The 22,038-nt window shown below is 73.1% G+C and carries 13 protein-coding genes; 5 read left to right on the forward strand and 8 right to left on the reverse strand.

The genetic code is table 11. The annotated features are described in order from the left end of the window. Positions 1-6 precede the first annotated feature (6 nt). The 3 genes from LOKHON_RS10440 to LOKHON_RS10450 form a co-directional block, all read right to left on the reverse strand. Positions 7-768 carry an ABC transporter permease gene (locus LOKHON_RS10440; RefSeq protein ID WP_017929604.1) on the reverse strand — a complete coding sequence of 254 codons (762 nt, stop codon included), beginning with the start codon at positions 766-768 and terminating at the stop codon, positions 7-9. Further along, positions 765-1,694 carry an ABC transporter ATP-binding protein gene (locus tag LOKHON_RS10445; protein WP_017929605.1) on the reverse strand — a complete coding sequence of 310 codons (930 nt, stop codon included), beginning with the start codon at positions 1,692-1,694 and terminating at the stop codon, positions 765-767. Before LOKHON_RS10445 ends, LOKHON_RS10440 begins: the two co-directional genes overlap by 4 nt. 67 nt (positions 1,695-1,761) lie before the next feature. Then, positions 1,762-2,517, reverse strand: coding sequence for a WecB/TagA/CpsF family glycosyltransferase (locus tag LOKHON_RS10450; RefSeq protein WP_017929606.1), 756 nt, complete (start codon positions 2,515-2,517; stop codon positions 1,762-1,764). 288 nt (positions 2,518-2,805) lie between these two features. Here LOKHON_RS10450 and LOKHON_RS10455 point away from each other — a divergent pair, with 288 nt between their 5' ends. From LOKHON_RS10455 to LOKHON_RS10475, 5 genes are all read left to right on the forward strand, one after another. Continuing rightward, entirely contained in the window at positions 2,806-3,918 is a 1,113-nt protein-coding gene (locus LOKHON_RS10455; protein WP_017929607.1) for a Gfo/Idh/MocA family protein, read from the forward strand. Continuing rightward, complete coding sequence (locus LOKHON_RS10460; RefSeq protein WP_017929608.1) at positions 3,906-4,844, forward strand: NAD-dependent epimerase/dehydratase family protein; 939 nt, start codon at positions 3,906-3,908, stop codon at positions 4,842-4,844. The genes LOKHON_RS10455 and LOKHON_RS10460 overlap by 13 nt, the downstream gene beginning before the upstream one ends. Beyond that, positions 4,841-6,082: a glycosyltransferase gene (locus tag LOKHON_RS10465; RefSeq protein WP_017929609.1), complete on the forward strand. Its 1,242-nt coding sequence runs from the start codon at positions 4,841-4,843 to the stop codon at positions 6,080-6,082. Before LOKHON_RS10460 ends, LOKHON_RS10465 begins: the two co-directional genes overlap by 4 nt. Then, positions 6,079-7,053, forward strand: a complete 975-nt coding sequence (locus tag LOKHON_RS10470) for a glycosyltransferase family 2 protein (protein ID WP_017929610.1) — start codon at positions 6,079-6,081, stop codon at positions 7,051-7,053. The genes LOKHON_RS10465 and LOKHON_RS10470 overlap by 4 nt, the downstream gene beginning before the upstream one ends. 104 nt (positions 7,054-7,157) lie before the next feature. Next, on the forward strand, positions 7,158-8,081 hold the full coding sequence (locus LOKHON_RS10475; protein WP_017929611.1) for a CpsD/CapB family tyrosine-protein kinase: 924 nt from the start codon (positions 7,158-7,160) through the stop codon (positions 8,079-8,081). Positions 8,082-8,086: 5 nt separating this feature from the next. On the opposite strand, the gene LOKHON_RS10480 is transcribed toward LOKHON_RS10475, so the two are convergent. The 5 genes from LOKHON_RS10480 to LOKHON_RS10500 all read right to left on the reverse strand — a co-directional run bounded on the left by LOKHON_RS10480 (position 8,087) and on the right by LOKHON_RS10500 (position 21,983). Then, positions 8,087-9,355, reverse strand: coding sequence for a GumC domain-containing protein (locus LOKHON_RS10480; protein WP_017929612.1), 1,269 nt, complete (start codon positions 9,353-9,355; stop codon positions 8,087-8,089). Positions 9,356-9,470: 115 nt separating this feature from the next. Continuing rightward, positions 9,471-10,145 (reverse strand): 4'-phosphopantetheinyl transferase family protein, encoded by a 675-nt coding sequence (locus tag LOKHON_RS10485; RefSeq protein ID WP_017929613.1) that lies wholly within the window; start codon positions 10,143-10,145, stop codon positions 9,471-9,473. Next, positions 10,138-14,682: a MupA/Atu3671 family FMN-dependent luciferase-like monooxygenase gene (locus LOKHON_RS10490; RefSeq protein WP_017929614.1), complete on the reverse strand. Its 4,545-nt coding sequence runs from the start codon at positions 14,680-14,682 to the stop codon at positions 10,138-10,140. Before LOKHON_RS10490 ends, LOKHON_RS10485 begins: the two co-directional genes overlap by 8 nt. Further along, positions 14,679-15,662, reverse strand: coding sequence for a glycosyltransferase (locus tag LOKHON_RS10495; RefSeq protein ID WP_017929615.1), 984 nt, complete (start codon positions 15,660-15,662; stop codon positions 14,679-14,681). Before LOKHON_RS10495 ends, LOKHON_RS10490 begins: the two co-directional genes overlap by 4 nt. A 6-nt stretch (positions 15,663-15,668) precedes the next feature. Then, a complete protein-coding gene (locus LOKHON_RS10500; protein ID WP_017929616.1) occupies positions 15,669-21,983 on the reverse strand; it encodes a type I polyketide synthase in 6,315 nt (2,104 codons plus the stop codon). Positions 21,984-22,038 lie beyond the last annotated feature (55 nt).

Consider the following 22,038-nt stretch of genomic DNA (forward strand, 5'->3'; position numbering starts at 1 on the left):
ACAAGGTCAGGATCGGATCCGCCAGCCGGTGCGGAAAATCAGCCAGATGATCCCGAGGCACAGCGCGGTGAAGCCCGAGATCGCCAGAAGGCTCACCCCGATCGGCACGTCGGCCTGCCCGAAGAACGACCAGCGGAAGCCGGAAATCAGGTAGACCACCGGGTTGAACCGGGTGACGATCTGCCAGGCCGGCGGCAGCATCGAGATCGAGTAGAAGCTCCCCCCGAGGAACACCAGCGGCGTGATCACCAGAAGCGGGATCAGCTGCAGCTGTTCGAAATTCTTGGCCCAGATGCCGATGATGAAGCCCAGCAGAGAAAAACTGACGCAGGTCAGGATCAAGAAGGCCAGCATCGAGACCGGGTGCAGGATCGTCAGGTCGACGAACAGCGTCGCGGTGGCGAGAATCACGAGCCCGATGAACAGCGCCTTGGTCGCCGCCGCGCCGACGAAGCCCAGCGTCACCTCGAAGAAGCTGATCGGCGCCGAGAGGTATTCATACATCGTGCCGATGAATTTCGGGAAATAGATCGCGAAGCTGGCATTCGAGGTCGCCTGCGTCATCACCGACAGCATCACGAGGCCCGGCACGATGAAGGCGGCATAGGGGATGCCCTCGACCTCCTGGATCCGGCCGCCGATGGCCGAGCCGAACACCACGAAGTAAAGCGAGGTGGAGATGACGGGCGAGATGAAGCTTTGCAGCAGCGTGCGGAAGAAGCGGGCCATCTCGGCCTTGTAGATCGCGGATACGGCGCCGAAATTCATTGCCCGTCCTCCTTCACGAGACCGACGAAGATCTCTTCGAGACTGCTGTTGGATGTCGACAGGTCCGCAAGCTGCAGCCCCGAGGCCTGCAGGTCGGCCAGAAGCGCGGTGATGCCGGTGCGCTCGGCATGGGTGTCGTAGGTATAGATCAGCGCCTGGCCATCCGCGGCCCGTTCCAGCCCGTCGCGGCGCAGCCCGTCGGGCAGCGGCCCGACCGGTTCGGACAGCTCGATCCGAAGCTCTTTCTTGCCGAGCCGGCGCATCAGCTCCTCGGTGCGCTCGACCAGCATGATCCGGCCACGGGAAATGACGCCGATCCGGTCGGCGATGGCTTCGGCCTCCTCGATGTAATGGGTGGTGAGAATGATCGTCACCCCCTCCTCGCGCAGCCGTTCGACCACGCGCCACATGTCCTTGCGCAGCTCCACGTCGACGCCGGCGGTGGGCTCGTCGAGAAACAGCACCCGCGGCCCGTGGCTGAGCGCCTTGGCGATCAGCACCCGGCGCTTCATGCCGCCCGACAGCTCCATCACCTTGGCGTCGCGCTTGTCCCACAGCGACAGGTCGCGCAGCAGCCCTTCGAGATAGGCGTCGTCGCGGGGCCGGTCGAACAGGCCGCGGGTAAAACGGACGTTGTTCCACACGGTCGAGAACGGTTCGAGCGCGATCTCCTGCGGCACCAGCCCGATCAGGTCGCGGGCGCGGCGATAGTCGCGCACCACGTCGTGGCCGCCGACCTCGATCGTGCCGCCCGAGGGCATGGTGATGCCGCAGATGGCGGAGATGAGCGTCGTCTTGCCCGCGCCGTTCGGCCCGAGCAGGGCGATGATCTCGCCCTCCTCGATGTCGAGCGAGACGCCGCTAAGGGCGGTGAAGCCGCCCGGATAGGTCTTGGTCAGGTCCTTGACCGACACGATGGGGGGCATGGGGGGCCTTTCGCCTTTGCACGTCGCGCTGAAGGTAGCGGCGCCCCCCATGGGTGCCAAGCCGTCGCTATGGGCGCAGGCGCACATGCAAGGCGCGCATCACCAGCCCCGGCAGGATCGCGAGGCAGCTCGCATAGCGCGCGGCCAGCCGCGCCGGGTCATGCGCCATCCGCCACAGCCATTCGAGCGCCAGCCAGCGGACGACCCGCGGCGCGCGCTTCTGGGCCCCGGCGAGAAAATCGAGCCCGGCCCCGATCGAGACCAGCGCAAGCCCGGGATGGCGCAGCCGGGCCCGCGCGGCGAACCGCTCCTGCCGCGGCGCGCCCATCGCGAGAAAGATCAGCCGCGCGCCCGCGCGCGCGGCCTGGTCGAGAATCGCGTCGGCCTCGGGGCTTTCGGGGTCGAACCCCATCGGCGGCGCGATCCGCGCGGCGATCCGCACCCCCGGCGCCGCCGCCTCGATCGCGGCGGCGGCCCGGGCGAGCGTCTCCTCCGTCGCGCCGATCAATCCCAGCGGCGCGCCGCTGCGCGCCGCCTGCCGCGCCAGCGGCACGACCAGATCGGCGCCGGGCAGCAGGTCGACCCGTTGCCCGGACAACCGCGCCAGCCAGACCACCGGGTTGCCATCCGCCGTGACGAGCTCGTGGCGGCCATAGGCATCGCGAAAGCCCGGATCGCGCCGCAGCTTGACCATGTGATCGAGATTGAGCGTGGCGAGCGCGAACCCCTCGCGCGCCTCCAGCCGGCGCCCGACATCGGTCAAAAGCGTCTCCCGCGCGGGCACGGTGACCCGGACAGCTTGCTCGCCGAGGCAAAAATCCATGACCTGTCGCTGCTCCTGTTACGTTTGCCATCGCCGTTTCGCATGGCGGCCGCGTGATCCTTCGGCACCGGGCCGGATGTAACCCGCGGCGGCGCCGGGTCATCGGGAGCCCCCCATAGACGAGCCGCATTGCGAAGCCTACGGATATTGTAGGCGAAATTAGGGACGACCGGATATCGATGCAGTGTGAGAGGATACAGGGGCATCGGGATATGTCGGCCCGGCGCGCGACATACGGCCCGTGGTGCCCCCGGCGGGGCGCTGATCGGATGCGGCGGAGACCGGGGCATGCATGAGGTCGCGCTGATCGGATGCGGCTATGTCGCCGATCTCTACATGCGGGGGCTCAGGGCCCATCCCGGCATCAGGCTGGTCGGCGCGCATGACCGCGACCCGGCCCGGCAGGCCGCCTTTTGCAGCCATTGGGGCGTGCCGCCCCTGCCCGACCCGGCCGCCGCCTGCGCGGCGCTGCCGCATGACGGGCTGGTGCTCAACCTCACCAATCCGCGCAGCCACGACACCATCACCCGCGGCTGCCTGCGCGCCAACCGCCATGTCTGGTCGGAAAAGCCGATGGTGCTCGACATGGAGATCGCGCGGGAGCTGCACAATCTCGCGCGGTCGCGCGGGCTGCAGCTCGCCTCCGCCCCCTCCTCGGTGCTGTCGCAATCGGCGCAGGGGCTGGGCCGGGCGCTGCGGATGGGCGTGGGCGGCACGCCGCGGCTGATCTATGCCGAGCTCGATGACGGCTTCATCCCGCAGGCCCCCTATCACGACTGGCTGAGCGAAAGCGGCGCGCCATGGCCCGCCGAGGACGAATTCGCCACCGGCTGCACGCTCGAACATGCGGGCTACTGGCTGTCGTGGATGATCGCGCATCTGGGGCCGGTGCGCCGCGTCGTCTCGGCCACCGCCGAGGTGATCCCCGACAAGCCGGGCGTGCGCCGCGCGGCGCCGGATTTCTCGGTCGCGGCGCTGTATTTCGACAGCGGGCCGGTGGCGCGGCTCACCTGCTCGATCGCGGCGCCGCATGACCACCGGTTGCGGATCTTCGGCGACGAGGGCGTGATCGAGGTGGCGCGCGCCTGGGACAACCACGCCCCCGTGCGCTACCGCCGCCGGATGCGGCTGCGCCGCCGCCTGCTCGAAAGCCCGGTGGCGCGCGATCTTTCGATCAAGGGCGCGCCACAGCCCCGGCCCGCACGGCGCGGCGCGGCGCGGATGGATTTCGCGCTCGGCCCGGTCGAGATGCTCGACGCCATCGCAAAGGGGCGCGACAGCCGCCTCGCCGGGGCCTATGCGCTGCACCTGACCGAGGTGACCCTGGCGGTACAGGCGGGCGGCGCGCACGACATGACGACGCGCTGCGCGCCGATGGAACCGATGCCATGGGCGACGTGATCGCCGTAACCGGCGCGGGCGGGTTTCTGGGCCGCGCCGTAGTGGCCCGCGCCCGCGCCGAAGGCCACCCGGTGCGCGCGATCCTGCGCGGCGAGGCGCCCGCCGCATGGGCCGCCGATCCCGGCATCGCGGTGCTGCGCGCCGATCTCACCCACGCGGTGCCGCCGTTGGACGGCGCGGCGGCGGTGATCCATGCCGCCGCGCGGATGGGCGGCGACGACGCGGCGCAGGCCCGCGAAACGGTGGCCCCAAGCGCAATGGTGCTGGAACAGGCCGCCCGGGCGGGGGCACGGCTGGTTCTGGTGGGTTCCATCGCGGTGCTGGGCACCGACGGCATCGCCCCCTTCGCGCGCATCGACGAGACGACCCCGATCGAGTCGCATCCGGCGCGGCGCGACGCCTATGCCCGCGCCAAGATCGCGCAGGAACGCGACGCCCGTGCCCTCGCCGCGCGCCACGGCGCGGCGCTGCGCATCGTGCGGCCCGGCGCGATCTTCGGGCCGGGGCGGCTGTGGAACGCGCATATGGGGATCACGCTCGGGCCACTCACGCTCGGGCCGCGCCACGCGGGCGAGCTGCCGCTGTGCTGGCTGCCGCACGCGGCGCATATCCTGTTGCTGGCGGCCACCGCGCCGCAGGCCGACCCGGTCGAGGTGATCCACGCGCTCGATGACGACCGCCCCGATCGGGCGCGGTTTCTCGCGGCACTGGGCCGGCGCGGCCTGCCGCTGGGCTGGCGCGGCTTCGACGCGGCGGCAGGCGTTCTGGCGCCGCTCGGCCCCCGCCTGCCGGGGCTCCTGCGCCGCGAGATCCTGCGCGCACGGCTGATGCCGCTGCGCTACGACAACGCCCACGCGCATCGCCTGGGCTTTCGGGCCGAGGCGGATTTCGAGACGGCGATGGCCGCCGCGCGGGGGGCCGCATGAACGCGCCCGGCCCGGTCATGTGGCTCACCGGCGAATATCCCCGCGCCACCGACACCTTCATCCAGCGCGAGGTGGCGGCGCTGCGCGATCTCGGCCTCAAGGTCGAGACCGCCTCGGTGCGGCGCACCGATCCCGCCCATCACGTCGGCCCCGAGCAGCGCGCCGAGGCCGCCGCCACCTTTCACCTGCTGGAGCGGGCGTTGAACCCGGCCGCCATCACCCGCGCCAAGATCGCCGCGCTGCGCCAGCCGCGCCGTTTTGCGCGCGCGCTGGCGCTGGCATGGCGCACGGCGCCCAGGGGGCTGCGCGGGCGGCTCTACAACATGATCTATTTCGGCGAGGCGCTGGTGCTGGCGCACCGCATGAAGGCGCGCGGCATCACCCATCTGCACAACCACATCGCCAAGTCGTCGGGCACGGTGGCGATGCTCGCTTCCGAGATTTCGGGCATTCCGCACAGCTTCACGTTGCACGGCCCCGACATCTTCTTTGCGCCCGCGCACTGGGCCATGGGCGAAAAGATCGCCCGCGCCCGCTTTGTCGCCTGCATCTCGGATTTCGCACGGGCGCAGGCCATGCTGTTCAGCGACCCGGCGCATTGGCCCAAGCTGCATGTCGTGCATTGCGGCGTCGATCCGGCGCTTTATGCCGACGCGCCACCCCCGCCCGATGACCGGCTGCTCTTCGTCGGGCGCCTGTCGGCGGTCAAGGGCGTGCCGGTGCTGTTGCGGGCCTTCGCGCAAGCCCGCCAGGCGCGTCCCGACCTCACGCTCGATCTCGTGGGCGACGGCCCGGACCGCGCGGTGCTGGAGCGGCTGGCCCGCGATCTGGGCCTCGGGGATGCGGTGCGGTTTCACGGCTATCGCGGCCAGTCCGAGGTGGCGGCGCTGCTGCGCGACACCGGCATCCTTGTCCTGCCCTCCTTTGCCGAAGGCGTGCCGGTGGTGTTGATGGAGGCGATGGCCGCCGCGCGGCCCGTCATCGCCACCCGCGTCGGCGGCGTCTCCGAACTGGTCGAGGACGGGCGCTCGGGGCTTCTGGTGCCGCCGGGCGCGGAGGCCCCGCTGGCCGAGGCGATCGCGGCGCTCGCAGGCGATCAGGCACGCCGCGCGGCGATGGGCGAAGCGGGGCGCGCGGCGGTGAAAGCGGGCTTCGATGCGCGGCTTGAGGCAGCGCGGCTGGCCGCGCTCCTGCGCGATGGCCCCGGCGGGCCCCTGCGGCCGGAGCCCGCGCCATGAACGCCCGCGTCGCCGTCATCGCCATCGGCCGCAACGAGGGCGCGCGGCTTGCCGCCTGTCTCGCCTCGATCGCGGCGAGCGGGGCGCACGCGGTCTATGTCGATTCCGGCTCGACCGATGGCAGCCTCGGCATCGCCCGCGCCGCGGGCGCGCGCATCGTCGAGCTGGACCGCACCGCCCCCTTCACCGCCGCGCGCGCCCGCAACGCAGGCGTGGCGGCGCTGCGCGAGGAGGGCCTGCCCGAATTCTTGCAGTTCGTCGATGGCGACTGCACGCTGGAGCCGGGCTGGCTCGACGCGGGCATGGCGGCGCTCGACGCGGATCGCGGCATCGGCATCGTCACCGGCTGGCGTCGCGAGATCACCCCCGACGCCACGCTCTACAACGCCATGGCCGAATGGGAATGGCACCGCCCGGCGGGCGACATCGCGGCCTGCGGCGGCGACATGATGCTGCGCAGTGCGCTGTTCGAGAGCCTGGGCGGTTTCGACGGGGCGATCATCTGTTCGGAGGACGAGGATCTGTGCCTGCGGGTCCGCACGCGCGGGCTGCGCGTGCACCGGCTGCCCCGGATCATGACGCGGCACGACATCGCGATGACCCGCCTGGGCCAGTGGTGGCGCCGGGCGGTGCGCGCGGGCCACGGCTTTGCCGAGGTCGGCGACCGCCATCCGGGCCATTTTGCAGGCGAACGCCGCCGGGTGCGGCTTTGGGGCGTGGCGCTGCCCGGCGCGACGCTGGTGGCGGCGGGAATCTGGGGGCTCGCGCCGCTGCTTGGCGCGGCGGCGCTCTACGGGGCGAGCTGGGCGCGCGCCGCGCGAAACCTGCGGCGCGGCGGTCAATCGCACCGCCGGGCGATCGGCCTCGCCGGGCTTCTGGTCTTGTCGAAATTTCCCAACGCGCAGGGCATGCTGACCTATCGGCTGCGCCGCCTGCGCGGCGGCGAGATGCGATTGATCGAATACAGGTAGGCGCGCCCAGCACCGCCGCCGCACCGCGCGATGGGGGGCTTATTCTCGCCGCGGTTTTCGGTCTATTCTTGGCGGCGAATGAACCGGTTACGGGATAGGCGAAAATGGGCGAGCGCAGCAGACGGGATGGCCGCAAGCGGCTCGGGGCGGGCGCGCGCGCGGCGATCCTCGACCGGATCGCGGCGCTTGAACGGCCCGCCGCGCCCAAGCCCGCCGCGCCCGCCGCCGAACCGCCCGATCCGACCCTGCGCGCGCTGCGCGCCGCGGTGCTGGGCGATGCCGAACCCGACACGCATCTGCCGCAGCTGCATGACCCGTGGAACAATCTGCGCCGCATCCCCGTCGACGAGGCGCTGCTCGAGGACAATCTCGTCATCACCGCGAGCCGCCGCGACCCGGCCCATGCCGCCTTCGACCTGCTGCGCACCCGGACGTTGCAGGCGCTCGACGAGCATGGCTGGAGCCGGGTGGCGATCACCTCGCCGACCCGCGGCTGCGGCAAGTCCTTCACCGCCGCCAATCTCGCCATCGCGATGGCCCGCTACGAGAACCGGCGCACCGTGCTGCTCGATCTCGACATGCGCGCGCCGGGGCTGTCGCAGATGCTCGGCGCGCCCGCCCCCGCGCCCATCGCCGACTGGCTGCGCGGCACCACGCCGAGCGCCACGCAGCTGCAACGGGTCGGGCAGAACCTTCTGGGCATCGGCGGTCTCGCGGTCGGGCTCAACGACCGGGTCGAAACCTACCCGGCCGAGCTTTTGCAGGACCCCAAGGCGGGACAGGTGCTCGACCGGATGGAGGCGGAGTTCGCCCCCGACGCGGTGCTGTTCGACCTGCCGCCGGCGTTGTCGAATGACGACGTGACCGCGTTTCGCGACCGCTATGACTGCGTGCTGATGGTGGTGGGCGCCGGGCACAACAGCGCCGAACAGATCCGCGAGGCGGTGCGCCGCATCGGCGCGGACAAGCCGGTCCTCGGCATGGTGCTCAACCGGGCCGAGGAGGAACGCGCCTCCGGCACCGGCTGACCCGATCAGGCCGGGCGGTTGCGCCGCCAGAAGCGCAGGCCACGGCCGAGCCGCCCCCAGATCCCGAGAAACCGCCCGGCCTCGCGGTGGCGCACGCGCCGCGCATGGCGCCGCGCCTGCCGCCGGTCGAGCTCGGGGATCACCACCACGGGCCGCACGCCCAGCGCCCGTTCGAGCTGGGCCGCGCTGCGGATCTGCGGGTTCACCGCCTCGAGCGACAGGGCCATCCCCAGCGCGGCGAGCAGCACCCCCACCCCGCCCGCCATGGCCAGCTTGCGGCGCGAGGAGGAGGAGGCGTAATCGGGCGCCACCGCCTCTTCGAGGATCTCGAAGCGCGTGGTCTCGTCCCGGCTTTCGAGCAGCTGCGCCATCGCCGCTTCGGCCCGCCGCCCGGTCACGGCAGAGAGCGCCTGCTGAAGCTGGTCGCGGCGGCGGATGAAATCATTGTAACGCCGCTCGGTCTCGGGCGCGGCGGCGAGCGCGGCCTCGATCCGGGCGATGTTGTCGGTGATCAGCCGGCGCTGCTGTTCAAGCAGGGCGCGGCGGCGCGTCACCTCCTCTTCGCGCAACCGGTCGGAGCCGGTCTCGAAGGCGATGATCTGCTGTTCGATATCGATGCGCTGGGCCACCAGCCGCGACAGCTGATCGCGCTGCGCGGGCAGGCTGCCGGGCAGCGCGTCGAAATTCGCCTCCTGGAAACGGGCGAAATCGGCCTCCAGCGCGGCGAGCCGCTTTCCGAGCCGCGCCTCCTCGCTTTCATAGAACTCCAGCGTCCGCGCGGCCCGGCCCTCGCGCCGGTTCTGCGCGACCGAGACGATCTCGTTGAGCACGGCGTTGGCGACGTCGGCCGCGAGCCGGGCCTCGCCCAGCTCGACCGTGATCGACAGGCCAGACGGTACGGTTTCGGGCCGCCAGGCCAGCGCCGGATCCACCAGCTTGGTGATCTCGATCGCGTCGCGGGTCTGGGCCAGACGCTCATTCGCGGCGAGATCGGGAAACAGCCCGAACCGCTCCGCGAGACCGAGCACGGTGGCGCGCGCCATCACCTGCTGTTCGATCAGGTCGAGCTGCGTGTCGGCGGCGCTGGCGGCCTCGCGGCCCGAATCGACCAGCGGTGTCTCGATCTGGATCACCGCCGTCGCCTCATAGGCGGGCGGACGGGTCAGCGCGAACCACAGCACGAAGGGAATCCCGAGCGCGCAGACAAAGGCGATCACCCAGGCCTGGCGGCGCAGCGCACCGCGCAGGTCGCGCAGCGTGGCAAGATACTCCATGACCGACTCCCGTTCGTCGCAAAGGGCCGAAACCCTCCGCGCCGGTCCAATTGCCGCCACACCCAAGCCACAATCTAGGCCTTCCGGTGACATCCGACCATGGCAAAGCGCCCGGTCAACTCAGTGTTGCGCCACCCGAAACCGGCCCCGGCCCGACGGGCGCCCGCATGACCACCACGAAGCGGCCCGCGCAGCGCGCCCAGCCCCCGTGGAACGCGGTGCCCGGCGCGTGGGGTCCGGCCCGATGCCGCAGCCGCGCCACGACCCGGTCGCCATCGCGCGCGATCCGCATCGCGTCGAAGCCCAGCATCCGGCGGCTGGCCGGAAACTGCGCCTTGAAGGCGGCTTCCTTGACGCAGAACACCAACCGCGCCGCGAGGCCGGGCGCAAGCCCCGTCGCCGCCAGCTCCTCTGCATCGGCGATCTCCGGCCAGAGCCCCGGTTCGATCGGCAGCGCGGGTTCGATGTCGATCCCGATTTCGGGGCCGCCGCGGCACAGCGCCGCCACGGCCAGCGCGTCGTCATGGCTGATCGAGCCGCAGAGCCCCTCGGGCCAGACCGGGGCCCGGTCCGCGCCCATCGGTACCGCCATTGGCGCGTGGCCAAGGCGGCGCATGGCGGCGCGCGCCGCCGCGCGCCCGGCGGCGAACCCGGCCCGCCGCGCCGGGCGGGCCCGCGTCATCGCCGCCGCCTCTTCGGGCCAGCACGCGCCGCCCGCCCCCACCGGCACCATGGCCGCCGCGACGCCCGCGCCGCCCAGCCGCTCGATCACCGCCACGAGGTCAGACATGGCCCAGCCGCCGCGCCCGCAATTGCCTGCGCCGCGCCATCATCTCCTCGCGCGTGCCCTGCGCCGGGACGGGCGCGGGCGCCTCGGTGCCCGCGGGCGCGATCTCGGTCTCGATCCGCGCCACGAGATCGCCCAGCCGCGGCAGACCGAAGATATCGGTGATCTTCAGCCCCGGCACGCCGATCCGGTCGCGGATCTCGCGATGCGCCCGCACCGCCAGCAGCGAATGCCCGCCAAGATCGAAGAAGCTGTCGCCGGGAGCCAGCTCCTCCACGCCGAGCAGCTCGCGCCAGATCGCCGCGACCGCCGCCATGGCTTCGCCGCGCCGGGGCGCGGGTGCAGGGGCCGGACGCGGGGCGACGGGTGGGTCTGCCCGCCTGGCCTGCGCCAGCGGCGCGGGCATCGCCGCGCGGTCGGTCTTGCGGTTGGGCGTCAGCGGAAACCGCTCGAGCGTCACGATCCGCGCGGGCACCATGATCGCCGGCAGCCGCGCCCCGAGCGCGCGGCGCAGCGCCGCCTCGTCGATCGGCGCCGTGGTTTCGAGATAGGCGACGAGGCGGAGATCGCCGGGCCGATCCTCGCGCAGGACGGCGACGCTGGGGCCGTGCCGCGATATCGCGTCCAGCGCCGCCTCGACCTCGCCCAGCTCGATCCGGTGGCCGCGCAGCTTCACCTGCCCATCGGCGCGGCCGATGAAGTCGAGCATCCCGTCGGCGCGCCAGCGCGCGAGATCGCCGGTGCGATAGATCCGCGCCCCGGCCACGAAGGGATCGGGGCGAAACCGCTCTTCGGTGAGATCCCCCCGGTTCCAGTAGCCGCGCGCCACGCCGGCGCCGCCGATCCACAGCTCTCCCTCCTGCCCGACCGGGCAAGGGCACATGTCCGCATCCAGCACATAGGTCCGCGTGTTGCGGATCGGCCGCCCGATGACCGGGGGCTGCACCCCGGGCCCGATCGTGGCGCTGGCCGACCAGACCGTGGTTTCGGTCGGCCCGTACATGTTCTCCAGGTGCCCGACACCGGCATCGCGCAGCTCCCCGGCCAGCGCGGCGGGCAGCGCCTCGCCCCCCACCAGCATGTGGCGCAGGCGCCCGAGTGCCGCGCGGCTGACCTCGTCGGCGACCAGCATCCGCGCCATCGAGGGCGTGCATTGCATGTGGGTGATGCCGTGACGCCGGATCTGCGCCGCGATGGAGCGGTCGCGGGCGGGCGGGGCCGTCTCGCGTGAGGACGAGGTGACCAGTTCCGCAAGACGCGGCAGCCCCTCCATCACCCGCTCGGGCGCGAGACCGAAATCGATCAGGCAGGCGATCTCGTCGACCCCGATCGCGTGCAGCTGCGCGCAGCGCGCGCGCCCGTCCTCGATCGTGCCGAACAGGCCCTGCTCCTCGAAATACCGCTCGAAGGCGTGGTCGAGCACCGCCGCCTCCTCCTCGGGCGTCAGCGCGGCGGGATCGACCGCGCCGTTCGCGCCGCGCCGGAACGCCGGAAAGGCCGCGGCATGACGCGCGATCAGCCCGGCCGCCGAACGCAGGTAATCGGTCATCGGCCCACGCGCCGCCGCGCGCGCGGCGTCTCGGCTCTCGTCGAGATAGGCGTGCAGCATCACCGTCACCCGCCGCGTCGCCGGATCATGCCCGGCCTCGGCCAGAGCGGCGCGCCATTCGATGATGCGCCGCCCGAGATCCTCGACGCTCTGGCCCAGCAGATGCGTCAGCACGTTGGCCCCCATCAGCCCCGCCTCGCGCCAGCTTTGGGGGTTGCCCGCGATGGTGATCCACAGCGGCAGCTCCGCCGAGACCGGGCGCGGGCGGGTCAGCACCTCGTGCATCTCTCCGTTCGCATCGGCAAAGGCCACCGGCTCGCCGCGCCACAGCTTGCGCACCGCCTGCACCGCCGCGCCCAGCGCGGCGCGGTTGGCGGGCGGCGCGGCCTCGGGGCGCAGCACGAAATCCTGCGGCTGCCAGCCCGCCGCCAGCGCCAGACCGGCGCGCCCGCCCGACAGCCGGTCGATCACCGCCCAATCCTCGGCGATCCGCGCCGGGTGGTGCAGCGGCGCCACGCAGCTGCCCGCCCGGATCGCCACGCGCGAGGTGACGGCCGCCACCGCCGCGCCGGTCACCGCCGGGTTGGGATAGGCCGCGCCAAAGCCGTGGAAATGCCGCTCGGGCGTCCAGACCGCCTCGAAGCCATGCGCATCGGCAAAGCGCGCCCCGTCGAGCAGGAGCGCGTAATCGCCCGTGTCGCTCTCCTCGTGGCCCCAGTAGAACAGGCTCAGCGACGGACCCGCCCCGGCGGTCGCGGCGGTTGGCGCCACCGGCCCCGAAGAGGTGATCATGCGCTCCGCATCGCCCTGGATCACCAGCGTGACGCCGCGCGACAGCGACCAGAACAGTTCGAGCACCGAGATGTCGAAGGAGATCGAGGTCACCGCGAGCAGCGCATCGCCCGGCCCGTGTGGCACCCTTTCGTCCATGCCTTCGAAGAAGTTCAACACGTGGCGATGCTCGATCATCACCCCCTTGGGGCGGCCGGTCGAACCGGAGGTGTAGATGAGATAGGCGAGGTCGTCCCCCGCCGCCAACTCCCCGAGCGGCGCATCGGAGGCGCGCGCCAGCCTCGCATCGTCGAGCCGCAGCACCTGCGCCGGACCGGGCGGCAGGGTCGCGGCGAGCCCGGCTTCGGTGATCACGATCCCGGCGGCGCTGTCATCGAGATAGAGCGCGATCCGCTCCGCCGGATAGCCCGGATCGAGCGGCAGGTAGGCCGCGCCGGTCTTGAGCACCGCGAGCAGCGCCACGACCATTTCGGCCGAACGGTTCAGGTAGAGCCCGACGCGCGTGCCCGGCCCCGCCCCCATGTCGCGCAGCACCCGCGCCATGCGGTTCGCGCGCGCCTCGAGCGCCGCGTGGCTGAGCCGCTCCTCGTTGAAAATGAGCGCCGTGCCGTCCGGGTCGGCCCCGGCTTGCGCCGCGATGGCGGCGTGGATCGTGCCGCCGGGCACCGGCCCCTCGGTGGCGTTCCACGTCTCTATCAGCAGCGCCGCCTCGTCGGGCGGCAGCGCGGGCAGCGCGGCGCTGGGCGTGTCGGCCCCCGCCCCCATCAGCGCCGTCAGGCGCCCGGCCAGAAGGTCGAGCGCGCCGGGCAGCAGCGCGCCGCCTTCGGCCCAAAGCGTCGCGGTTTCGGGATCGAAACCCAGCCGCGCGCCGCGGGGCCGCCCCGGCCCCAGCGCCAGAACCGGCGGGACCACGCCGATCCGCACCGGCAGATCCGCCGCGAACCCGCCTTCGGCGCGCGCGGCGTCGATCTCGGGCTGCAACCGCGCCGCGATCCGGGCGAGCGTTTCCTCGGGGGTGGGCGCCAGCCGCAGCGGCACCCAGCCCGACACATGCGGATCCTCCGCGCCCGGCAGGCCAAGCGCGACATCCACCGCGCCATCGCACAGCCGTGCCGCCAGAACGGCCCAGGCGGCGGCGCGCAGGGCGGGAGAACCGGGAAGATCGAGGATGCGGCGCTCCTCTGGCAGGTTCCGGGGGGCCGGTCGCGCGACCAGCCCCGGCAGCGCGGCGGGACGCAGCTCTTCGAGCCGCGCGCGCCAGGCGGGCTCGGCCCGCGCCACGGATGCCATGCGGGCGGTCAGCCCCGCCGCGTCATGGATCGGCGGCAGGCGGGTGCCGGGAGCGGGCAGCACGGGCGGCGCGCCATCGAGGCCCCGCAGCCCCGACAGGCGCAGCACGCCATCCTCGAACACCAGCTCCAGCGCGTCGCCCGCGACGGCGCGCACCGTTCCCGGCGGTTCGGGCTGCGGGTCCGTGGCGCTGCGCTGCGCCGCGCCGATCAGCAGCAGCCCGCCCGCATGCGCAATCTTGGGGCAGCAGAGCGGGTTGGGATGCGCCCCGTGATCGAGCGCCCGCACCAGCCGCAGCGCCGCCTCGGCCGGCCCGCGCCCGTCGATCAACGCATCGGCGCGCGGCCGGTCGGCGGCGCGGTGCCTGTGGCCCATGATCGCGCATTGCGGCCTGCGCCGCAGGCCGTGGCGCATCTGCTCGAACAGCTCGGGCAGCGTCTCCAGCGCCGCCGCGAAACAGCGCGCGTTGAGGCTCTGGGCGGTGTCGTCCGGCGCGATGTCGAAATCGCGCCGCACGAGGATGTCGCCCGCATCCACCCCCGCCGTCATCAGGTGCCAGGTGACGGCGTGGCGGCACGCGCCGTCGAGCAGCGCCCAGACCGGCGCGTTGCGGCCCGCCCGTTCGGGCAGCGGGCCGTCGTGGAAATTGATCGCGCCCGAGGCAAAGCGCGCCAGCGCCGCGCCGGGCAGGATGTCGAGATTGCCGGCGCTGATCAGCCAGTCGATGCCATCGGGCAGCGTATCGAGCCGGTCGGGATCGTGCAGCGCGATGCCCTGCTCGGCGGCAAAGGCGCAAAGCGGCGCGTAGCGGCTGACCACCAGCGCCAGGCGCAGCCCGGCCTCCTGCGCCATGCGCGCGGTCTCCAGGCTCAGCGCGGTGGAGCCCACGAGGGCGATGCTGTCGCTCATGCCGCATCGTCCTTTGCCTTGTCGCGCAGGGGCCGCGCCGCGCGAAGCCCGCGCAGTTCGTGCCGCGCCAGATCGCGCAGGAAGCGCGGCGGGTCGCCCGGATCGCGGCGCATCACGAGACAGCGCAGCCGATGCGCCCCGCCCGCGCAAAGATGCGCCAGCGTCGCCGCCCCGGCCCCGGCGCGGCCATGATGCTTGCGGAAATAATGCCGCCGCGAGGCGAACCAGTAATCGGGCACCCGGCGCCAGTCGCGCATGCCCGTCGAGACCGAGCCGATATGGGTGACATGGCTGTCGCGCACGAAATGCGTCTCGAACCCGGCCGCCCGCGCCCGGCGGCACAGGTCGGTTTCCTCGAAATAGAGAAAGAAGGTCTCGTCGAAGCCCTGGACCCGGTCGAGCACCTCGCGGCGCAGCATCAGGCTCGCCCCGGCGACCCAGTCGACCCGGCAGCTATGCTCGGGGATCTCGATCCAGACCTTGCGCCGCGCCAGCAGCCGCGAGGCCGGGCCAAAGCGCAGCGCGCTCTCGATCTCGGACCAGACCGACGGGAACCGGAACGCCGCCGGGTGCGGCACCCCGTCATCGCCGCGGATCATGCTGCCCGCGAGACCGGCCTCGGGATGCGCGTCGAGATGCGCGATCAGCGCCGCCACGGCGCCGGGATCGGGAAAGGCGTCGGAGTTGAGGATATAGACGAAATCGGGCCGCGCGCCGTCGGCAAGCCCGGCGCGGATGCCCGCGTTGTTGCCCGCGCCAAAGCCGCCATTGCGCCCCGCCTGAACCACCCGCACCCGCGGCGCCCAGCCGCGCGCGGCGACGCCCGCGCGCAGCTTTGCCTCGGAGCCGTCGCCCGAAGCATTGTCGACGATCACGATGCCGCCCTCGATGCCCTGCATCGCCGCCAGCGCGCTTTCGGCGGCGCGCAGCGTCATGTCGGGGGTGCGCCAGTTCAGGATCACCGTCAGCAGTCGTGTCATCGCGCGCTACTCCGCCGCATGTCGCCGCGCGTCCGGCCGCCCGGCATCGCAGGCCGACAGCCGCGCCGCGATCCGTGCGCCAAGCGCCCGCGCATTGGGTTCGAGCACCATGCTGTCATGGTCGCCCGGCACCTCGACCACCTCGACCGCGGGGGCCCATTCGCTCCAGCCATTGTCCCGTCGCACGTAATGGCGCTCCTCGTTCACCAGACGGCCATCCGGCAGGCGCCAGCGTCCCGCGAGTGGTGGCCGGTACAAGGTCATCGGGCCGTCCCATGGCCGCAATTCGTAATCGGCGCAAGCCGCGTAGAAGGCGGCCTCGATCCGCGCATCGACCGGGCTTTGCACCGGCGCGGCGGCGGCGCGGCCATAGCGGCGGCGGTCGATTTCCCAGCGCAGCCGCCGCCAGGCCCAATGCGCCGGATAGGCGATCCCCGCCGCGCGCAGCTCGATCGCCTGGATCGCCAGCCGGTCGCGCAGGCCCAGCTTGGGCCGCACCGGCAGCGGCGTGTCGAGCATCTGCAACGCCGCCACCTCCTCGCCCGCCTGCCGCAGCTGCCGGCCGATTTCGAGCGCGGTGATGCCGCCCCCCGAATAGCCGCCAAGCAGCCAAGGCCCACCCGGATGCAGGCGCCGCATCTCGGCGATATAGTCGCGCGCCGCCGCCTCGAAGCTGTCATGCGGGGCCACGTCGCCCGCGACGCCGCGCGCCTGCAGGGCCCAGACCGGCCGGTCGTCGCCCAGATGCCGCGCGAGATGACGCAGGTTCATCACGTTGCCGAACATGCCCGCCACCAGAAACAGCGGCGTGCCGCCGCCGCCCGGGCTCATCTGCACGAGATGCGTGAACTCATCCGCCCGTGCGACCCGCGCCGGGGCGGCGGGCGCGGGGCCGGTCTCCGGGCCGCGCGCGGCCTCGGCCGACGCGTCGAGCCGGGCCGCGAGGCTACGGATCGTCGGCGTCTCGAACAGCGCCGAGATCGGCAGCATGGTCCCGGTCTCGCGGCGGATCGCCGCGAAGAGCCGCACCGCCGTGAGGGAATGGCCGCCGAGATCGAAGAAGCTGTCATCGGGGCCGATCGCCTCGACGCCGAGCAATGTGCGCCACTGCGCGGCAAGCCGCGCCTCCGTCTCGGTTTCGAACCCCGCCGCGACCGGATCGGGTGGCGCTGCGTCCTTTGGCGGGACCGGGACCGCCGCCGCGCTGGCGGCGATCAGCTCGGGCAATGGCTGCGGCGTCATGGCGACCTGCGCCAGCCCCGCGCCCATCGCCGCGAGAAAGGCCCGCCCGCCCTCGGCGCGTCGAATGCCGTGACGGCGCGCGGCGTCAAGCCGGTCCGGCCCCGCCGCGCGCGGCAAAGCGGCGCCGAAACCCGCCCCCTCGGGCAGCATCCGCATCTCGAAGCCCGCGATCTCGACGCAGACCCGGCCTTCGGAGGTGGCCAGCACGATGTCGAACCGGGCCGTGCCGGGACCGCCCGGCGTCAAGCGCACATGGCTCAGGATCTCGGGCGGGAGAGGCGCGTGGACGCGCAGCCCGGCATGGCCCGTCGGCACCCAGAGCCGCGCGGCGTCATACCCCGGCACCCGACCGATCGCCCAGCCGGTGGCGATGTCGAAAAGCCCCGGATGCAGCGCGAAGCCCGTCGCGCTCCCCTCCGGCAGGCGCAGCCGGGCCAGCCCCTCGCCGTCGCGCCACGCGGCCTCGCCCCTGATCTGCCACTGCGCCCCGAAATCGAGATGCGCGCCCTGCGGCAGCATCAGGCGGCGCGGGGCGGGCAGCCGCGCGGCGATGGCCGCCGGGTCGACATCAGCCGCAGCCCCCATGAGCGGCCACAGCCGCGCCATCGCGACCGGCTCCCATGGCTCTCCGGGCGGCGCGGCCTCGATCTCGACCGCCTGCGCGGCATCGTCCGGGGCACAGCGCAGCCGGATGCGGGTGGTCCCGGCATCCGGGGTGCGCAGCGGCGCGAAAAACTGCAGGTCGCGCGCCTCGAACGGGGCGAAGCCCGCGGGCGAGACCGCTTCGGCCAGAAGCTCGGGGTAGCCCGATCCGGGCAGCACCGCGTCGCCCGCCCGCGTCCGGTGCTGGTCGAGGAACCAGCACTTGGCCGGGGACCAGCGCGCCGCGAAGACCGCCCCGCCATCCCGTCCGGGACGGTCCGGGCTTTCCTCCGCGACCCGGCGCTCCAGCATCGGCAGGCCGAGCGGCGCACCGGGGGGCAGGTCGTCGGGCAGGTCATCGCCGGTGTCCCGCACCCCGCCCCCGGCGGCCATGCCGGTATCGGCCCAGATGCCCCAGTCGATCGCCACGACGCGGGTCGCCCCGCCGGCCCGCGACCGGGCATAGGCGTCGAGCGCGGCGTTGGCGGCGACGTAGTCGGCCTGCCCCGGCGGCGCGGTCCAGCCGGAGCTGGAGCCGCACAGCGCCATCCAGTCGAGCCGCCCATCCGGGAACAGCGCATCGAGCACCATCAGACCGCGCAGCTTGGGCGCGATCACCGCTTCGCTGGCCTCGGCCGAACGGCCCAGCACCGGCGCGTCGTCGAGCAGCCCCGCGGCATGGATCACGCCGCTGAGCGGGCCGAGCCGCGCCTCGGCCATGTCCCGGACCGCGCGCATCTGCTCGGGGTCGGTGACGTCGGCGGCAAGGACCTCGATCCGCGCGCCCCAGGCTTCGAGCCGCAAGAGCGCGCGCAACAGCTCCGCCAGATCGCCGCCCGCCGCGGCCAGCCCCGGCCAGTCCGCGCGCGGCGGCAGCGCCCGGCGCGACACCAGCGCGATCCCCGCCCCCCAGTCGCGCACCAGCGTCTCGGCCAGCGTCAGGCCGATACCGCCGAGCCCGCCGGTGATCAGCACCGCGCCGCCGTGGCGCAGCGGCAGGTCCGGCGTGCCGGAGAGTGTGACGCGGCGCGGCACCCGGACCCGCCGCACCCCGTCACGCCACGCCACCGGCGCGGGATCGGGCGATGACAGCGCCTCTTCGAGCACCGCCTCGGCCTGCGCGGCGCGCGTGGCGCGGCGCGGCCGGGCGAGATCGAGCCGCGAGATCGCAAGCCCCGGCAATTCGCGCGGGATCACCATGGCGGGCCCGTCCAGCATCGCCTTGGCCGGGTCGGGCCGCTCTGCGGGATGCACCGCCTGCGCGCCGCTGCTCACCGCCAACAGGCGCAGCGGCGTGTCGCCCTGCCCGGCCTGCCAGGCCCGCGCGATATGCAGCAGGCTCCAGAAGCCGCGCTCCTGCATCGCCTGCACATGCATCGGCGACAGGCGCGGCTCCGCGGCGCCGGTGACGCTCCACAGATGCAGCAACCGGTCGGGCAACATCTCCTCGCGCGCCAGCGCCGCAAAAAGCCGGTCGAGCGGATCCTGCCCGCCTTCGGGCGGCAGCTGCCAGCTTTCGGGGCCGGTGCGCCCTTCGACCGCGCCCGCCATCACCGTGACGACGCGGTGCCCGGCGGCCCGCAGCCGCGCCGTCAAGGCGGCGCCGAGGCCGGTCTCGTCGAGAAACACCAGCCATGTCGCGGCGGGCACCGCCGAAAGATCGCCGCCCGCCTCGAAGGGGCCGTCGGGATAGCGGCGCTGCCAGCCGGGCGTCCACGCCCAGCGCGACGGGTCCGCCTCGCGCAGGGGCTCGGGCGTTTCGGCGGGCCGCGCCGCCGCCGCGACCGGTTCGACGTAATGGCGCGACCGCTCGAAGACGTAGCCCGGCAGCGGCACCCGCCGCCGCCCCTCGCCCGCAAGCTGCGCCTCGTCGAAGCGCCCGCCCATTGCCCACAGACGGCCCAGCGCCAGAACCATCCAGCGGTCGTCGCCCCCCGGTTCGCGCGCGGGACGCAGACCGGCCAGCACCCGGCCCGGCCCGATGCCCGGCTGCTGCGCGGCGAGGCTGCCGAGCACGCCGCCCGGCCCGATCTCGATGCAGATCCGCGCCGCCTCGTCCAACCCGTGCAGCGCGCCGTCGAAATCGACCGTGTGGCGCAGGTGACCGGCCCAGTAGCCGGGATCGGTCGCCTCGGCATCGGTCAGCACCCGGCCGCTGCGGTTGGAGAGGACGGGAATGCGCGGCGGCGACAGGGTCATGCCACGCAGATGCGCCTCGAAGCGCGGCAGGATCGGGTCGAGCAGGCGGCTATGCGCGGCCACCTCGATCGGGATGCGGCGGCTCTCGATCCCTTCGGCGTCGAGCCGCTCGGCCAGCGCCGCGATCGCCGCGACCGGGCCCGACGCCACGCTCAGCCCCGGCGCGTTGATCGCGGCGAGATCGAGATCCGGGCCAAGACGCGCGCGCAAGCCATCCGCATCGAGCGCCACCGACAGCATCGCGCCCGGTTCGATCTCCTCGAACAGCGCGCCGCGCAGCCGCACCAGGTCCAGCGCCTCTTCGAAGGACATGATCCCGGCCAGCACCGCCGCCGCGTTTTCGCCCATCGAATGGCCGACCAGCCGGTCGGGCACCACGCCCCAGCCGATCCAGAGCCGCGCCAGCGCGTGTTCGACGATCAGCAGGAGCGGCAGCTGCAGCGACGGGCGGCGCAGCTCGGCTTCGGCGCGCGCCTCGTCGCCCGGGGCCGGAGCCCAGAGGGCGCGCAAGACCGCCTCCTGCGACCCCATGGCGGCGAAGCCGCGATCCATCCAGTCGCGGAACACCGGCTCGGTCTCGTAGAGATCGCGGCCCATGCCCGGCTGCTGCGCCCCGCCGCCGGGGAACATGAACAGGATTTCCGGATCGCCTTGCGCGACATGACCCGGCGCGCGGGAGGGATCACGCCCGTCCAACAGATCGGCGGCCTCGGCGTGGTTGTCGGCCACAAGCACCCGGCGATGCGGCAGCGCCCGACGCCCCCTGGCCAGCGTATGCGCCACGTCGGCCAGCGGCTGCCCGGGATGCGCGCGCAGATGCGCGGCCAGCCGCGCCGCCGTGGCGTCGAGCGCCGCGCGCGAGCGGGCGGAGACGCGGATCAGCTGGAACGGCCAGTCGCTTTCGACCGGGGGCGCAGGCTCCGGCGCCTCCTCCAGCACCGCGTGGGCATTGGTGCCCCCCACCCCGAGCGAGTTGACGCCCGCGCGGCGCGGTGCCGCGCCGCGCGGCCAAGGCGCGGTGTCGGCGGCGACCGCGAAAGGCGCGCCGTCGAGCGCCAGCGCCGGGTTCGGCGCCTCGAAGCCGGGCGTGCCGGGGATGATGCGGTGATGCAGCGCCAGCGCCGTCTTGATCACCGCCGCCGCCCCCGCGGCGGTGTCGGTGTGGCCGATCCCGGTCTTGACCGAGCCGATCCGGCAAAAGCCCGCCGCATCGGTCGTTTCGCGAAAGGCGCGGGTCAGCGCCGCGACCTCGATCGGATCGCCCAGCGGCGTGCCGGTGCCGTGGCACTCGACGAAGCCGATCGTGTCGGCTCCGGCCCCGGCCATGCGCAGCGCCGAGCTGACCGCCCGCGCCTGCCCCTCGACCGACGGGGCGAGGTAGTTGGCCTTGCGCGCGCCGTCATTGTTGATGGCGCTGCCCTTGAGCACGGCCCAGACATGGTCGCCATCCGCGCGCGCGTCTTCGAGCCGGCGCAGCACCACCGCCGCCGCGCCCGAGCCGAAGACGGTTCCGGCGGCGCGGTGGTCGAAGGCGCGGCAGGCGCCGTCGGGCGACAGGATCTCGCCCTCGCGCCATTGGTATCCGCGCCCCTGTGGCGTCTCGATCGTCACGCCGCCCGCCAATGCCATGTCGCATTCGCCGGTGAGCAGCGCCTGCGCCGCCATGTGGATCGCCACCAGAGAGGTCGAGCAGGCCGTCTGCACCGACACGGCGGGGCCGGTCAGGTCGAGCATGTGCGCCAGCCGCGTGGCGAGGAAATCCTTGTCGTTGCCGGTGTGGCGCAAGAGGAAGGCGCCGGTGCTTTCGATCAGCGCGGCGTTGCCCATGATGTTGCGCATGTAGTAGTCGTTCGGGCCGCAGCCCGCATAGACGCCGATCGCGCCGTCGAAACGCTCGGGCGCGTGGCCCGCGTTTTCGAGCGCCGCCCACGCCGTTTCGATGAAGCGGCGATGCTGCGGGTCCATGATCTCGGCCTCGCGCGGGGTCAGCCCGAAGAACCCCGCATCGAACAGGTCGTGGCCTTCGAGCGGCGCGCCGAAGGGCACGTAGCCGGGGCGGCGCATCTCCTCCGCGCTCACGCCCGCGCGGGCCAGCTCCTCGGGGGAAAGACGGCGGATCGCGCTGCGATTCGCGGCCAGCATGTCCCAGAACGCGTCGAGCGTGGCGGCGCCGGGCAGGTCCACGGCCATGCCGGTGATGGCGATGTCGCCCGTATCCCGATCCTCCGCCCCCGACATAATCCGTCCCTGTATCGCGTATTGTTCACGTGATTGGCTAGTCGGAAATTACGGC

The organism is Limimaricola hongkongensis DSM 17492, from assembly GCF_000600975.2.
Classification (GTDB): Bacteria; Pseudomonadota; Alphaproteobacteria; order Rhodobacterales; family Rhodobacteraceae; genus Limimaricola; species Limimaricola hongkongensis.